The organism is Synechococcales cyanobacterium CNB (genome assembly GCA_030263455.1).
In the GTDB taxonomy this organism is placed as follows: domain Bacteria; phylum Planctomycetota; class Phycisphaerae; order Phycisphaerales; family UBA1924; genus CAADGN01.
The window spans coordinates 213,624-227,962 of sequence record SZOZ01000001.1; the positions used below are offsets into that span (position 1 = coordinate 213,624).

Annotated in this window: 12 protein-coding genes; 6 read left to right on the plus strand and 6 right to left on the minus strand. The window is 68.5% G+C overall.

Features of this window, described 5'->3' with window-relative positions:
- Window positions 1–24: 24 nt before the first annotated feature.
- The 5 genes from FBT69_00945 (at window position 25) to FBT69_00965 (ending at window position 7,238) form a co-directional block, all read left to right on the plus strand.
- Window positions 25–984 (plus strand): ABC transporter ATP-binding protein, encoded by a 960-nt coding sequence (locus FBT69_00945; protein MDL1903367.1) that lies wholly within the window; start codon window positions 25–27, stop codon window positions 982–984.
- 666 nt (window positions 985–1,650) lie between these two features.
- Entirely contained in the window at window positions 1,651–3,231 is a 1,581-nt protein-coding gene (locus tag FBT69_00950) for a hypothetical protein (protein ID MDL1903368.1), read from the plus strand.
- 146 nt (window positions 3,232–3,377) lie between these two features.
- Entirely contained in the window at window positions 3,378–6,080 is a 2,703-nt protein-coding gene (gyrA, locus tag FBT69_00955) for a DNA gyrase subunit A (GenBank protein MDL1903369.1), read from the plus strand.
- Between the two features lie 32 nt (window positions 6,081–6,112).
- Window positions 6,113–6,463, plus strand: coding sequence for an STAS domain-containing protein (locus tag FBT69_00960; GenBank protein ID MDL1903370.1), 351 nt, complete (start codon window positions 6,113–6,115; stop codon window positions 6,461–6,463).
- A gap of 43 nt (window positions 6,464–6,506) precedes the next feature.
- Window positions 6,507–7,238: an ABC transporter ATP-binding protein gene (locus FBT69_00965; protein ID MDL1903371.1), complete on the plus strand. Its 732-nt coding sequence runs from the start codon at window positions 6,507–6,509 to the stop codon at window positions 7,236–7,238.
- Window positions 7,239–7,304: 66 nt separating this feature from the next.
- On the opposite strand, the gene FBT69_00970 is transcribed toward FBT69_00965, so the two are convergent.
- The 3 genes from FBT69_00970 to FBT69_00980 form a co-directional block, all read right to left on the minus strand.
- A complete protein-coding gene (locus FBT69_00970; protein ID MDL1903372.1) occupies window positions 7,305–8,570 on the minus strand; it encodes a hypothetical protein in 1,266 nt (421 codons plus the stop codon).
- 78 nt (window positions 8,571–8,648) lie between these two features.
- A complete protein-coding gene (locus FBT69_00975; protein ID MDL1903373.1) occupies window positions 8,649–9,167 on the minus strand; it encodes a DUF192 domain-containing protein in 519 nt (172 codons plus the stop codon).
- Window positions 9,149–10,252, minus strand: a complete 1,104-nt coding sequence (locus FBT69_00980; protein MDL1903374.1) for a tRNA glutamyl-Q(34) synthetase GluQRS — start codon at window positions 10,250–10,252, stop codon at window positions 9,149–9,151. Before FBT69_00980 ends, FBT69_00975 begins: the two co-directional genes overlap by 19 nt.
- Here FBT69_00980 and FBT69_00985 point away from each other — a divergent pair.
- Window positions 10,224–10,508 (plus strand): 4a-hydroxytetrahydrobiopterin dehydratase, encoded by a 285-nt coding sequence (locus FBT69_00985; GenBank protein ID MDL1903375.1) that lies wholly within the window; start codon window positions 10,224–10,226, stop codon window positions 10,506–10,508. The genes FBT69_00980 and FBT69_00985 overlap by 29 nt on opposite strands.
- A gap of 71 nt (window positions 10,509–10,579) precedes the next feature.
- Here the strand turns inward: FBT69_00985 and FBT69_00990 are convergent, their stop codons facing one another.
- From FBT69_00990 to FBT69_01000, 3 genes are all read right to left on the minus strand, one after another.
- Entirely contained in the window at window positions 10,580–11,188 is a 609-nt protein-coding gene (locus FBT69_00990; protein MDL1903376.1) for an HNH endonuclease, read from the minus strand.
- A 257-nt stretch (window positions 11,189–11,445) separates the two neighbouring features.
- Window positions 11,446–13,041 carry a bifunctional phosphoribosylaminoimidazolecarboxamide formyltransferase/IMP cyclohydrolase gene (gene purH / locus FBT69_00995; GenBank protein MDL1903377.1) on the minus strand — a complete coding sequence of 532 codons (1,596 nt, stop codon included), beginning with the start codon at window positions 13,039–13,041 and terminating at the stop codon, window positions 11,446–11,448.
- Window positions 13,042–13,066: 25 nt separating this feature from the next.
- The gene (locus tag FBT69_01000; GenBank protein ID MDL1903378.1) at window positions 13,067–14,275 is read right to left on the minus strand and encodes a hypothetical protein; all 1,209 of its coding nucleotides are present in this window, start codon (window positions 14,273–14,275) and stop codon (window positions 13,067–13,069) included.
- Window positions 14,276–14,339: the final 64 nt, after the last annotated feature.

Consider the following 14,339-nt stretch of genomic DNA (forward strand, 5'->3'; position numbering starts at 1 on the left):
CGGCGAGGGAGACACTGCGTGCGGATGATCGAGACGATCAACCTGACCAAGCGCTACGGCGAACTCGTCGCGCTCGACAACCTCAACCTGACCATCGACGAGGGGGACTGCTTCGGGTTCATCGGCCCCAACGGCGCGGGCAAGACGACGACGATCAAGATCCTGGCGACCCTCCTGAAGCCTTCGAGCGGGCAGGCGCAGGTGTGCGGGCTGACGATCGGGTACCAGAACCGCCAGATCCGGCCCATGATCGGGTACGTGCCGGACTTCATGGGCGCGTACGAGGACATGGTGGTGACCGAGTACCTGGAGTTCTTCGCCGCGGCGTACAACATCCACGGGCAGGAGCGCCGCCGGGTCGTGAACGACGTTCTGGAACTCACGGACCTGACGTACAAGGCGACGGCCGAGGTGAACAGCCTGAGCCGCGGTATGCAGCAGCGGCTGAGCATCGCGCGGGTTCTGCTGCACGACCCCAAGGTGCTGCTGATGGACGAGCCGGCCTCGGGGCTGGACCCTCGGGCGAGGATCGAGATCCGCGAGTTGCTCAAGGAACTGAAGCGGATGGGGAAGACCATCCTCATCAGTTCGCACATCCTGCACGAGCTGGCGGAGTTGTGCAACGTCGTCGGCATCATCGAGCGGGGCAAGCTGCTCTACAGCGGGCCGGTCGCGGACATTCTGCGCAAGGCGCGCGTGGGGCACGTGATCCACGTCGGTGTCGTGGGCGACCCGCAGCGTGCGGAGCAGGTTCTGCAGGCCTACCCCGGCGTGAAGAAGGTCGCGATGGCCGACGGCACGGGGAGCGTCAACGGTCAAGCGGGCACACTCTTCCATGTGACATTCGAGGAAGCAGGCGGGCGGTCCTACACCGACCTGCCGAACCTGCTCATCAACGGTGGATTCAGGCTGACGCAGTTCACCGAGGAGCCGGTGAACCTCGAGACGGCGTTCATGCGGCTGACGAAGGGCCTGGTGCAATAGGCGAGCATCCCCGATCGGGGTGTAACCGGGGTGGGGTGACCGTTGCACGGCGGAGTTGGGATCAGCCCCGTGACAAAGATGCCCCGGGGCTTGAATCCCGGGGCTTCTCTCTCTCTCTGCCTCCCGCGCGGTCGCGCCTCAACTAGACTGGCGCGAGACCATTCGCCCTAGCACAGGGCGAGAAAGCTGAGCAGCGCCAGCAGGGCAACGCGGCGCTGGTTGGGTGTGATCGTGAGAAGAGACTTCACCGTGCGCTCTCCCGCTGTCGATCCGTCACTCACGCTTCAACGCGCGTGCCGGACCGATGTGCGCGGGGCCGATCGCCCTTTACAGTGTGCCAGCGACATCCGGTCGCCCGATAACGCTCGGCGCTGGTCGCGGATGTTGCCGGTTCGCAACGCGGTCCGTTGCGTCGTCGCAGCGTTGTGCGTGGCGGCAGTCGGCATGGCTGGGGGGCGTGCGGCCCAGCCGACGGGGCAGCGTCATGGTGAGCCGACGCCGGCAGAGGCCATGAGAGCGTTCCAGCAGGTGGAGGCTTGGTTTGCTGCGTGGGCTGTGCCGAGGCAGGGAGAGGTTGAGCGGGGCTTGGAAAGGCCCCGCCACGAAGAACGGGGAGGCGTGGAAGGGGGCCAGCAAGTCACTGCTACGGGAGGGCGAGGAGGGGGGGTGTGCGTCACGGTGCGGCTCGGTGGGACGGTGCTGGCGAGGGAGGTTTCGCTGGTGGAGGGCGAGGATGGGATAGCGCGGGCTGCGGCAGCGGCGATGTCCGCGGTCGAGGAGCGCCTCGCGGTCGTGCGCGACGCGACATGGCGAGAACGGATGACCGCGTTTGCTCCGACCCTCGAAGTGACGCTGGAACTCGCAGGGCCGCTTGTGCCGCTGACGCAGGAGGAGCTGGCCCGCCCGTCGTCGATGCTGTCGCCCGGTGTGCACGGCGTGGCGGTGAGAGTGGGGGATTCGTGGCGGGCGACGTTCCCGGCCGAGATGCTCGCGTCGGGCGCACCGTTCGAAGTCGAGCTCTCGTCGCTCGTGGCGCGTGCGGTCGGCGATCCGCAACTCGGGGCGCGCACACCGACCGATCTTGCACGCTCGGAGGGGGTTGTCTTCTACCGCTTCCGTACGGTGCATCTTGCACATCCGGCGCGGGGCGAGCCGCCGGTCTTCCTGTACCGGGGCGCGAGGCTCGTCGATCGGGCATCGCTCGGCACGGGCGACCTGCGTGCGCTCGCGGATCGCTACGCGGATCACTTGATGGCGCGGCGGTGGCGCGACGCGGGGCGGTACGGGATGGTGGGGACGCTGTTGCCGGTTGCCGGTCGGGCGGAGCCGCCGTTCGCATCGCCGTTGCAGCAGGGGTTGGTGGCGTTCGCGCTGGCGGAGTATGCAGCGGGAGCGAAGCCCGACCGATCGGAAAGGGCACGATCTTTCGCGATGTCGCTCCTCGAGGACCTGGCCGTGGTTGAGCCTGGGGAGACCGACCCGCTTCGGGACTCGGCGTCGGTCGCCATGCTGTGGGTGGCGGTACATCGGCTCGGAGCACGCGCACACGCAGACGACGACGTGCGGGGTTTCCTTGACGCGCTGGACGCGGCGATGGCCGAGTTGGAGCGTGCGCCGCTCGGAAGTCCGCCTTCGGCGCGGGACGCGGTGGTAATCTGGGCACGGGCGGTACGGGCTGCGGCCGGGCACGGGGATGCGGGTGCCGCGGAGCGAGACCTGCGGGCTGTGTATGGAGCGATCGGTACGGCGAGCATGGTGTCGCTGTTGCCGTGGCTGGGTTGGGCGGAACTGGCGCTCCACCCTGCGGGCGAGGTGCCGGCCGCGCAGGCGATGTGGGACGTCCGCGACCTGGTGTGGGAGCACCAGCTGTCGGACAGAGACGCGACGGCGGATGCTCTGGACCTCGTGGGGGGCGTGGTGTTCACGCGGTCGGAGAACCCGTTGCCGACCTGGCATACGGTGCGCGTGCTGCCGCTCATGGCGACGATGCTGGCGGACGAGCGTCTGACAGAGCGTGAGCTGGTGCTGCCGGAGTTGTCGCGACTGCTGGCATCGCTGCGGTTCGTGCGCCAGTTGACGGCGGATGAAGCGGTGTGCCATCTGTACGCGGACCGTGAACGGGCAGCGTTCGGCGTTCGGAGCGCGCCGTGGGACCAGCGGATGCCGCCGGAGGCGACCGCGCTGGCTTTGTTGACGCTGACGGAGGTGTTTCAAGCCATGGATGCGCGTGCAGAGAAGACGCCGTGAGCGGGTTTCTCCCGAGCACAGGCGGTGGTCCGTGGCGCGGGGAAGGGCGGCTTGCAGCAGGAAACGAAGGGCGGTTTTGCCTATGATTTCCCGTCCATCCCGGCGCCTTCCGACCGCACCCCGCGACGCCCTGAGAGACCTCCCGAATGGCTGACGACACCACCGCTTCTCTCCCGCCCGACGAGACCCCTCCGGGCGGGCACGACGCCGGTAACGTGGTCGAGTTGCAGATCGAGGATGAACTCCGCGACTCGTACCTGACGTATGCCATGAGCACGATCATGGACCGGGCATTGCCCGACGTCCGTGACGGGTTGAAGCCGAGCCAGCGTCGCATCCTGGTCGCGATGAACGACCTGAACCTGCGGCCCGGCCGCAAGCACCTGAAGTGCGCGAAGATCTGCGGCGACACGAGCGGCAACTACCACCCGCACGGCGAGTCGGTGATCTATCCGACGATGGTGGGGATGGCGCAGCGGTGGCGTATGCGCGTGCCGCTGGTCGATCCGCAGGGGAACTTCGGCTCGATCGACGGCGACCCGCCCGCGGCGATGCGGTACACCGAGGCGCGGATGACGCACGCCGCGGTGGACATGCTGGCGGACATCAAACTGGACACGGTGGACTTCCAGCCGAACTACGACGATCGCCTGCTGGAGCCGCTGGTGCTGCCCGCGAAGTTCCCGAACCTGCTGATCAACGGGGGGATGGGAATCGCGGTGGGGATGGCGACGAGCCTGCCGCCGCACAATCCGACGGAGATTTTCGACGCGATCACGCGGGTGATCGACAACCCGGAGATCACGCTGCGCGAGCTGATGCAGGACGAGACGAACGCCGAGGGGAAGGTGACGCGACTTGGGGTGAAGGGGCCGGACTTCCCGACCGGGGGCGTGATCCACGGGCGAGCGGGGATCGTGGAGGGGTACGACACGGGGCGCGGGCGGCTGGTGCTGCGCGGGCGGACCCACGTCGAGGAGGTCGGGCGCGGCGACCGTGAGCTGCTGGTGATCGATGAGATTCCGTACTCGCTGATGCAGAACACGCTGGTGGAGCGCATCGTCGAGGCGATCCGGGACGAGCGGATCAAGGACGTGTCGGACGTGCGCAACGAGTCGGGGCGCGAGGCGCAGACGCGGATCGTGATCGAACTCAAGAAGGGAGCGGACCCGCGCGTCGTCGAGAACCAGTTGTACCAGTTCACGCCGTTGCAGCAGACGTTCAGCATCATGAACATCGCGCTGGTGAACCGCCAGCCCCGCACGCTGGGGCTGCGAGAACTGATCGACTGCTACGTGCGGCACCGTGCGGACGTGGTGCGACGCCGGACGACGCACCTGCTGCGCGAGGCGAAGAAGAAGGCCCACGTGCTGGAGGGGCTGATCTTCGCGGTCTGCGACGTGGACGAGGTGATCCGGCTCATCCGCGCGTCGCGGACGCGCGAGGATGCGATCGCCGCGCTGATGGCCCGGCGCTTCCGCATCCCGGCGGGGCACCCGTACGCCGCAAAGATTCCTTCGCGCCTGCTGGAACTCGCCGAGCGGAGCGGCTCAGCGGGCGTCGCGCTGACTCGTGTGCAGGCGGACGCGATCGGCGCGCTGCGGCTGATCCAGCTGGTCGGGCTGGAGATCGAGCGGCTGGTGGCGGACTATCGCGCGCTGGTCGAGGAGATCGAAGGGTACGAGGCGATCCTCGCGGACGACCAGCGCGTGCTGGACATCATCAAGGCCGACTGCGAGGAGATGAAGGCTCGCTACCGAACAGAGCGGCGGACCGCGATCGAGGACGCGGAGGGCGACATCAACATCGAGGCGCTGATCCAGGTCGAGGACATGGCGGTCACGATCTCGCACCATGGGTATGCGAAGCGCGTGCCGCTGAACACGTACCGCTCGCAGGGTCGTGGCGGGGTGGGCGTGCGTGCGTCTGACTTCCGCGACGAAGACTTCATCGAGCACCTGTTCGTGGCCAGCACGCACGACGACCTACTGTGCTTCACCGACACCGGGCGGGTGTTCAAGCTGAAGGTGTACGAGCTGCCCGAGATGTCCCGCACGAGCAAGGGGCGGGCGATCGTGAACCTGCTGGATCTGCGCGAGGGGGAGCGGACCTGTGCCTATCTTGCCATCAGCAACTTTGAGGCGGGGAGCAACTACCTGACGTTCCTTTCGCGCGGCGGGATCATCAAGCGCACGCCGCTGAAGGCGTACTCGAACGTGAACCGCGCGGGGATCATCGCGGTTGGACTGAAGGATGGGGACTCGCTGCTGGACGTGCTGCTCACGTCGGGTTCGGACGACTTGATCCTCGTGACGGCGCATGGGATGGCGATCCGCTTCAACGAGGACGATGCCCGCGACATGGGCCGGCAGGCCGCGGGGGTGAAGGGGATCGAACTCGGCGAGGGCGACGCGGTGATCGGGGCTGTCCGTGTGCCGATGGTGCGCGACGCCGAGGGCGACCTGATGACCGACCCTGCGTACCTCGAGCGGGGCCTCGCGCTGCTCACGGTGACGGAGAACGGCTACGGCAAGCGCACGGCCGTGGACGAGTACCGCGTGCAGCCGGAGACCGGCAAACCGCGCTCGCAGTCGCGCGGCGGGAAGGGCCGTGTGGACATCCGCACGTCGGCCCGCAACGGCCCGTCGGTCGCGGCCGTCGGTGTCTGCGAGGGGGACGACGTGGCGGTCATCACCCGTGGCGGGCTGCTGGTGCGGATGCCCGCCGCCTCGATCTCGATGATCGGCCGAGGCACGCAGGGGGTGCGGGTCGTCAGCCTCAAGCCGGGGGATGCCGTCGTGGCCGTCGAACGGGTCGAGGAAGGCGACGGGGAGGAGACCCCCGCCTGACCGGGCGGACCCGATGCGGTACACTGCGGCCCATGCCCATCGACTGGTCCGACACGATCGTCGTCGCGGAACTGGCCGACGAGCCTGCGCTCTCGGACGAGTTCAACGCGCTCTTCGAGCGGCTGGGCGACGCCCCGCCGAACAAGGTGCCGCACGTCGTGCTGAACTTCGCGAACGTGACCTACGTGAACAGCTCGAACCTGGCGCAGCTGCTGCGGCTGCGGAAGATGCTGGCGGACGCGGGTCGTTCGCTGCGGGTCTGCTCGGTGACGGACGAGGTGTGGTCGGTGCTGATGGTGACCGGCCTGGACAAGGTGTTCAAGTTTGCGCCGGATCCGCTGACCGCGCTGGCAGGGTTGCAGTTGGAGGATGCGGAGGGGTGAGCGGCCGCAACCTCGGCGGCTTCGACACCTACACTTCAATCCCATGCCCGATTCCGCAACCGCTCCGCCCGTCGCTGAACTGATCGGCGTCCGGAAGACCTACTACAAGCCCGACGGCTCGGTGATGGTCGAGGCCCTGCGCGGCATCGACCTCGCCATCCGGCGGGGTGAGTACGTTGCGATCATGGGGGCTTCAGGGTCGGGCAAGTCCACGCTGATGAACGTGCTGGGTTGCCTCGACCAGCCGACGGAGGGGCGGTACCACCTCGCGGGCAAGGACGTCCAGAGCATGAGCGACGAGGAGCTTTCGGACTTCCGGGGGCGTACGGTCGGGTTCATCTTCCAGGCCTTCAACCTGATCCCGCAGCTGACCTTGGAGGACAACGTGGAGGTGCCGCTGGTGTATCAGCGCGTCCCGAAGATGGAGCGGCGGCGCCGCGCGCTGGAGGCGATGGCGCTGGTGGGGCTGGCGGATCGCGTGGGCCACCGTCCGCGAGAACTCTCGGGAGGGCAGCAGCAGCGGACGGCGATTGCGCGCGCGCTGGTGACCCGACCGGTGATCCTGATGGCGGACGAGCCGACGGGGAACCTGGACTCGACGACGGGCGAGGCGATCCTGCGGGTGTTCGAGAACCTGCACGCGCAGGGGATGACGATCCTCATGGTGACGCACGACGACAGCATCGCCGACCGGTGCGAGCGGATCGTGCGGCTGCGGGACGGTCTGATCGAGACGGACACGGTGCTGCGCAAGCGTGCGCCTGTGCCGGCGTGACCTGAGGAAAGCGGTTGAACGCGACGGGTTTGAAGAGCGCGAAGTGGCGAGCGTTTCGAGCGGGCTTTATGCGGCTGCGCGGTGCTGGACAGCCGCGGCGTCAGTTCGCCGGATGGCAAGAGCCGTGACATCGTCCCGCTGGTGGAGCGAGCCGGACTGGGCGTCGAGGAGGCCGGTGAGCTCGAGGAGTGCCGCGCCGACGCTTCCGGTTGCATCCGCGCGGTTGCCGAGGCTGCCGAGGTGGCGCAGGTAGGCGGAGGTCGGCTTGCCGAGCGATCGGCGGTCGGCGCCGGTGGGGAACGCTGTTTCGAAGCCGTCGCTGTAGATGAGGAGCGTCTCGCCCGGGGCGAGGCGGAATCGGGACTGCTCGAACTCGGCTGCGTCGAAGACGCCGAGGAGCGGGCCGTCGGCGGGGATCCGGTCCACCGTTCCTGCACGCAGCCGCAGAGGGGACGGATGGCCTGCGACGCAAGCGGTGACTTCCCATGTCTCGGCATCGACGACGCCGAAGACCGCGGTGGCGAACTGGAAGGAGCCGGCGCCCGCGCCGCAGAGATCTCGGTTCAGGCGGCGCATGGCCTCGGCGGGATCGACCGCGCCGCTCGGCCCCGCGTCGTCGAGCGTGCGGCGCAGCGAGCGGCTGATGACCATGGTGAGGAGTGCGGCGGGCACGCCGTGGCCGACCGCGTCCGCGAGCAGGAAAGCAACGCGGCGTTCGCCGATGCGCACGCAGTCGTAGACGTCGCCGCTGACGAAGCCCGCCGGACGGAAGAGAACGCCCAGGTCCAACCCCTCGACCCGGGGCAGTTCGCGCGGCATGAGTTCGCGCTGGACCGAGGAGGCGAGGTTGAGTTCCTCGTGGAGTTGAGCCATTTGTCCGCTGAGGCCGCCGTGGGCGGCGCGGGTGAGGTTCAGTTCGCGTGAGAGGCGTTCGATCATGCACTCGCGCTGGCAGAGGGCGTGCAGAGCGGCGGCGAGGGTTGCGGGATTGGTATCCCACGATTCGATGAGGACACCCTCGGCTTCGAGGTCGTGCGCCTGGAGCGCGTTCTCGGCGGGAAGGAGGATGAATCCGGCGGTCCGCGCGGCGATGAGGTCGTCCACGAGGCGTGCGACGCCGGCTCTGCTGTCATTCTTGTCGAGGACGGCGAGCGCGAGTTGGGCGATGGGACGCTCGAGGAGGGCCTCCGGCAGGTGCTCGAACTCAACGTCCACGATGGTGGGACTGTGGCCGGCTCTTGGCCAGGATTCGAGAACGGCTGCGCCGAGATGTTCCCGGACCTTTGGCGGAACGGAGGGCGAGGCGACGAGGAGAATCCTCTGCTGGCGCATGTCGGGCGACCTCCGGCGCGCGGCCGCCTGCGGCGCGCCGTGACGCCGCCCGGGGCCGACCCCGGAGCGACTATCGGTCTATTTCGCCCGTGCCTTCAGCCTGGCGGTGTCGAGTGAGATGCGGTCGCCGGCCTTGAGTTCGAGGGTTTCGAGCGTGCCCCCGGCGAGTTCGATGACGAACTGGCAGTCGAACCGGCTGGAGTAGCGTTTGAGGCGTTCCTCATACTGCCAGTCAGACTCGCCCTCACGCCGCGGTTCTTCGGCCTCCATGTGGTGCATGGCGACGACGCGGCCGCTGGGGTCGAGGAAGATGATATCGATGGAGATGGGGCAATCGCGCATGACGAAGGAGCGCTTGGCGGCGGCGGGGAAGACGAAGAGCATGCCGCCGTCCGGCTCGATGAACCCGCGACCCCCAAGTCCTTTCATGCGTGTCGGTTCGTCGAGAGCGAGTTCGAGGTGGAACCACTTGCCGGCGATCTGGACGCTCTCGACGTTCGCGCTGACGGCCTTGTCGGAGCAGGAGGCAAGGGCCAGGCCGATGGTGCAGAGCGCGAGGACCATTCCACCAATGCGATTCATCCTTTCAGGAGCCATCGTTCGTCCTCCGGGCGCATGACGGCCGCCGACCCGGGCATGGTAGCAGGATCGAGGCGGTCGCTGAACTCTCGTGCGTCCATCTCGTCGGCGTCGATGCCGCACCAGCGAGCGAGGAGGCCGATGATGCGCTCGGGTGAAACACCGCGCGCCCGATAGGTGTCGAGCCGCGTGTCGCCGTGGCGTTTGGCGAGGCGTCGGCCGTCGGGGCCGACGACGAGGGGGAGGTGCAGGTAGCGTGGCTCAGGGGCGAAGCCCAGAGCACGATAGAGCAGGAGCTGGCGAGCGGCGGAGTCGAGCAGGTCGTTGCCGCGGATGATGTCGGTAATGCCCTGACGGTGATCGTCAACGACGACGGCGAGCTGGTAGGCTGGCTGGGCGCGCCTGGTCCAGACGACGAAATCGCCGATGGTGTCTGCGGGCGAGATCGCCCGTGGGCCTGCAATGGCGTCGTGGAAGCGGACGACGCCGTCCGCGCCGGTGGGCACGGCGAATCGCCAGTTGGTTTCGCGCTCGTCAAAGTCGCGCGGCGTGAGGGGGGGGCGGAGTTCGGGCGGAAATCTCACCTCTCGTCCACCGAACGATGGGGAGGGTGTCTCACCCGCCGCGCGCATCGGCTCGTCGTGCGGGGCCGAGGCCGCGGCCTCGATCTCTGAGCGGCTCAGTTCGCAGGGGTAGACGTGCCCCTCCTTGGCGAGCAGGCGCATGGCTTCGACGTGGGGTTCGAGGTCGTGCGACTGCACGATCGGTCCCACGTCCCAGTCCATACCGAGCCATTCGAGCAGCGAGATGCAGGACTCGGTCGCGCCCGGCTTGACGCGCGGGCTGTCGAGGTCCTCGACGCGGAGGACGATCCGCCAACCGGCGCGGCGTGCGATGGCCCAGGTGACCAGAAACGTGCGGGCGTTGCCAAGGTGGAGCGCGCCCGTGGGCGATGGCGCAAGGCGAGTGACCCCGGAGGCGTGGCGAGAGACGGGTTTTCCTCGGGTATCGTCGCTCACGGGCCGGGCATGGTAGACTGGTGTTCCCGCCCATCGAACCGCAGGGGAGCGCCGCGTGACGACGAAACTGAGCGAATCGGAGATTCAGGACGCTCTCGCAGAGACGCCGGAGTGGTCGGAAGTCAGCGGCGCCATCCAACGCACCTACGACTTCAAGGACTTCGTCCAGGCGATGCGGTTCGTCAACAGGGTGGCGGAGTACGCGGAGAAGGTCCAGCACCACCCCGACATCCTGGTGCGGTACAACAAGGTGACGATTTCGGTGAGCACACACGATGCGGGGGGCATCACCGAGAAGGACTTCGCGCTGGCGAAGGCGGTGGATGGAATGCAGCGATGAAGAGGGCTGAGCGGGGACTGCAAGGCCCCGCCCGGAAGGGACGGAAGGAAGGGCTTTGAAAGGCTCCGCGGCTAGCGGAGTTCGACGGACCAGTAGGCTTCGTCGAGGAAGGCCTTCCACGAGGCGTACTTCTCGCTGCCGAGGCGGAGCGAGATCATCGGGTTGCGCTTAGGGCGAACGACAGGCCTGACCAGCCGCATGTGGGCCTGCTCCGGGGTGCGTCCACCCTTGCGGGCGTTGCAGGGGACGCAGGCGCAGACGAGGTTCTCCCAGGTGTCGCCGCCGCCTTGGGCGCGCGGGACGACGTGGTCGATGGTCAGTTCACTGGTCGGGAAGAAAGCCCCGCAGTACTGGCAGCGGTTGCGGTCGCGGGCGAAGAGATTGCGGCGGTTCAGTTTCACCTGCTGCACCGGCAGGCGGTCGTAGCCAAGCAGGCGGATGATGCGGGGCACGGCGAGATCGCAGCGGACGGTGCGCACCCAGTCGTGCTTGGCCGGCTCGAACTCGCGCTGCAGCTCGGCGATCTCCGCCCAGGTGGCGAAGTCGTAGTTCAGGTACTTGCCGTTCTCGACGTGGATGACCTCGGCGTGGTTGCGGAAGAGGAGGGCGAAGGCCCGACGCGCGGAGACGACGCGCACGGCAACGTACAGCCGGTTGAGCACCAGCACCTTGGCCGACATGCCCTCGTTTCGCGGCAGGGAGAGCGATACCCCCGAAGGCAACCCGTCCTCCGAAAGCCCGTCCGCTTCGTTGAGCGGAACACCGACAGTCTGGTCCAGGTACCGGCTCATGCTCCCTCGGGCGGTCTTGACCCGTTCGGCCGCCCCAATGTCATAGTAGGTCGTCCCGGCCCGATCAACACTTTCCCCGATGTTGGGCATCAGGGCGAGGCGGGGATCTCGTCCTGTCTCTCGCCTTCGGCCTGTGGCCATGGGCCTCAATGACGGAATCGCCTGATGCCGGTCGTCACGCACGTCACGCCTCGGTCTTGACAGAGCGTGAACGTCTCGGCGTCGCGTCTGGAGCCGCCCGGGTGGACGATCATCGTCACGCCGGCGTCGATGAGCACGCGCGGTCCGTCAGGGAAGGGAAAGAAGGCGTCGCTGACGGCGATCGCGCCACGGGAGAGGACGCCCGCCTTCTCGGCGGCGATGCGGCAGGAAGCGAGGCGGTCCATCTGACCCGCGCCCGCACCGAAGAGCCGCACCCCCCCCCCTTCAGGGGCCGTGCCGCCGATGGCGACGGCGTTGCTGGACAGAGCGCGGACGACGGCTTCCAGGGCGCGGGCCTCGGCGAGGCGCTCTGGCGTCGGGGACGGGCCTGCGGCGTGGACCCACGAAGTGGTGTCGCCGGGCCTGTCGTCGCGCTCCTGCAGCAGCAGCCCGCCGGCGATCGATCGGGCCTCGAGCGTGCCGAACGGGCGCGCGCCACGGCCGGTTTGCAGGATGCGGAGGTTCTTCCAGCGTTCGCGGAGGCGTTCGAGCGCGGCCCACTCGAAGGATGGCGCGACGACGACCTCGAAGAAGGCGTCCTCGGCGCAGAGGCGCTCCGCGGCCGCGGCGTCCACCTCCGCGCTGAGCGCGACGATGCCGCCGTAGCCCGCGAGGGGGTCGCCGGCGATCGCGAGTTCGACGGCGAGCGTGGCGTCGTCGGCGAGGGCCGCGCCGCATGGGTTGGTGTGCTTAACGACGCACGCGCCGACACGGCCCGAATCGCACGCCGCGAGCATGAGCGCAAGGTCGAGGGCGGCCGCGGCGTCGAGCAGGTTGTTGTAACTGAGCGGCTTGCCGTGCAGTTGCTCGGCGGTGACCACGCTCGGACCGGTCCAGGCCGAAAAGGCGTATGCGGCGGCGGCCTGGTGGGGGTTCTCGCCGTAGCGGAGTTGGGCGCGCCGCTCGTAAACCAGCCGGAGTTGGAGAGGGAATCGCTCGCCGCTCGTGCCGAGCAGGTAGGCCGCGACCGCGGCGTCGTACGCGCTGGTGTGGGCGAAGGCGGTGGCAGCGAGGTCGGTGCGGAGGGCACGGGTGGTCGCGCCACCGGTGCGTTCGATGACGTCGAGCACGCGCCGGTAGTCCGCGGGATCGGAGACGACTGCGACCCACTCGTGGTTCTTCGCCGCCGAGCGGACCATCGCCGGGCCGCCGATGTCGATTTGCTCGACGGCTTCATCCCGCGCGACGCCAGGTCTGGCGATGGTTCGTTCGAAAGGGTAGAGGTTGACGCAGACGAGGTCGATGGGGCCGATGGTGTGGCGGCGCATCGCTTCGGCGTGGTCGGGGTTGTCGCGCAGGGCGAGGATGCCGCCGTGGATGGCGGGGTGAAGGGTCTTGACTCGGCCGTCCATCATCTCGGGGAAGCCGGTCACACGCTCAACGGGTGTGACGGTGAGGCCGGCGTCGGCGAGTGCGCGAGCGGTGCCGCCGGTGGAGACGAGTTCGACGCTCAGGGCGGCGAGGGCGCGTGCGAACTCGACGATGCCGGTCTTGTCGCTGACGGAGAGCAGCGCACGGCGGATCGGGACGAGGTCGGGCATCGCGCGGATGATACCGTGGCGAGAATCAGGAGCGCGGGACGAACTTGGCGACGACTCCCTGCGCGCTGACGGCGTAGAGGTTGCCGTCCACGAAGGCGTCGGGCCGCAGGATGGCGACCCCGGGGAGCGCGGCCCGTTCCACGACGTCGCCGGTGTCCGGGTCGAGGGTGAGGGCTTCGCGGCCGTTGAAGACGAGCAGGCGGCCGGCGCGGACGCCGATGACGGTGCCGGTGACGCCCGAGGCGGCCCAGCGTTCCGTGCCGGTTGCGGCGTCGAGGGCGAGCAGGCCGCGATCCTCGGTGCCGACGTAGACGACGCCCTGATGATGAGTGGGCTGTTGGCGGAGCGGCCGCGCGGTGCGTACGCGCCAGGCGAGTTCGCCACCGTGGGCGTGGAAGGCATAGATGGACTGGTCGAGGCTGGCGATGAACATGGTGGAGCCGTCGGCTGCAGGGGTCGCGTCGCTTCCTGCGAAGATGCGTGCGCGGCCGACGAGGCTGCCGGAGGCGGCGTCGAGGAAGGCGACGTTGCCGGAGCGAGAGACGAGGCCGACGGCATCGCCGACAATGACGGGGTCGGTGTCGATCGGATCGCCCATGCCGAAGGCCCAGGCGCGAACGGGCGCGCCGAGCAGGTACGCCGAGGCCTCGCCGGCGGGCGTGCCGTTGATGATGAGCCCCTCGGCGAGCATGGGGCTGGTGCTGGCGACTTTGGCGAGAGGCTTGCGGTCGAGGAGGTTGCCGGTCGTCACGTCGATGGCGAAGAGTTCGGATTCGCTGGAGACGATGACCCGTGAGCCGTCGCGGACGTGGCCGAGAAAGCGCGTGAGCGGCGTTGCGAGTTCGTTTGCGTTGCGGAGCGCGCCCGTATCGGCTTCGAGAACGCTGAGCACGCTGCCGGACTCGTGGACGACGACAATGTCGTCGTAGGGGGTCAGGTGGGTGACGCGCTGGCGCGGGCCGACGTGGGCGAAGCCGCGCCAGTCGAGGCGGTAGCCGAGGCGGCCCCAGTCGTCGTGATTGACCTGGAAGGCCCTGCGCCTGGCTTCGATTGTTGACGCGCCGGGCGAACGAGCGGAAGTCGTGCGGGTAGTCGAGGCGGATGACGACGGCCCTTCGTCGCTCGTGCAGGCTGCCGTGCCGCAGAGTGATGCGAGCGTCAGCAGGCCCCCCAGCCCGACTGACAGAGCCATCCGGGCCGTCCGCTTCCGATCGCCACGCTGTGCCATCCGCATCAGCCTCCCGGGTGTCCGAGGGTGGAGGGTCGGGGGACCGGTGGGCGTTCGCACGCCCCGGCCC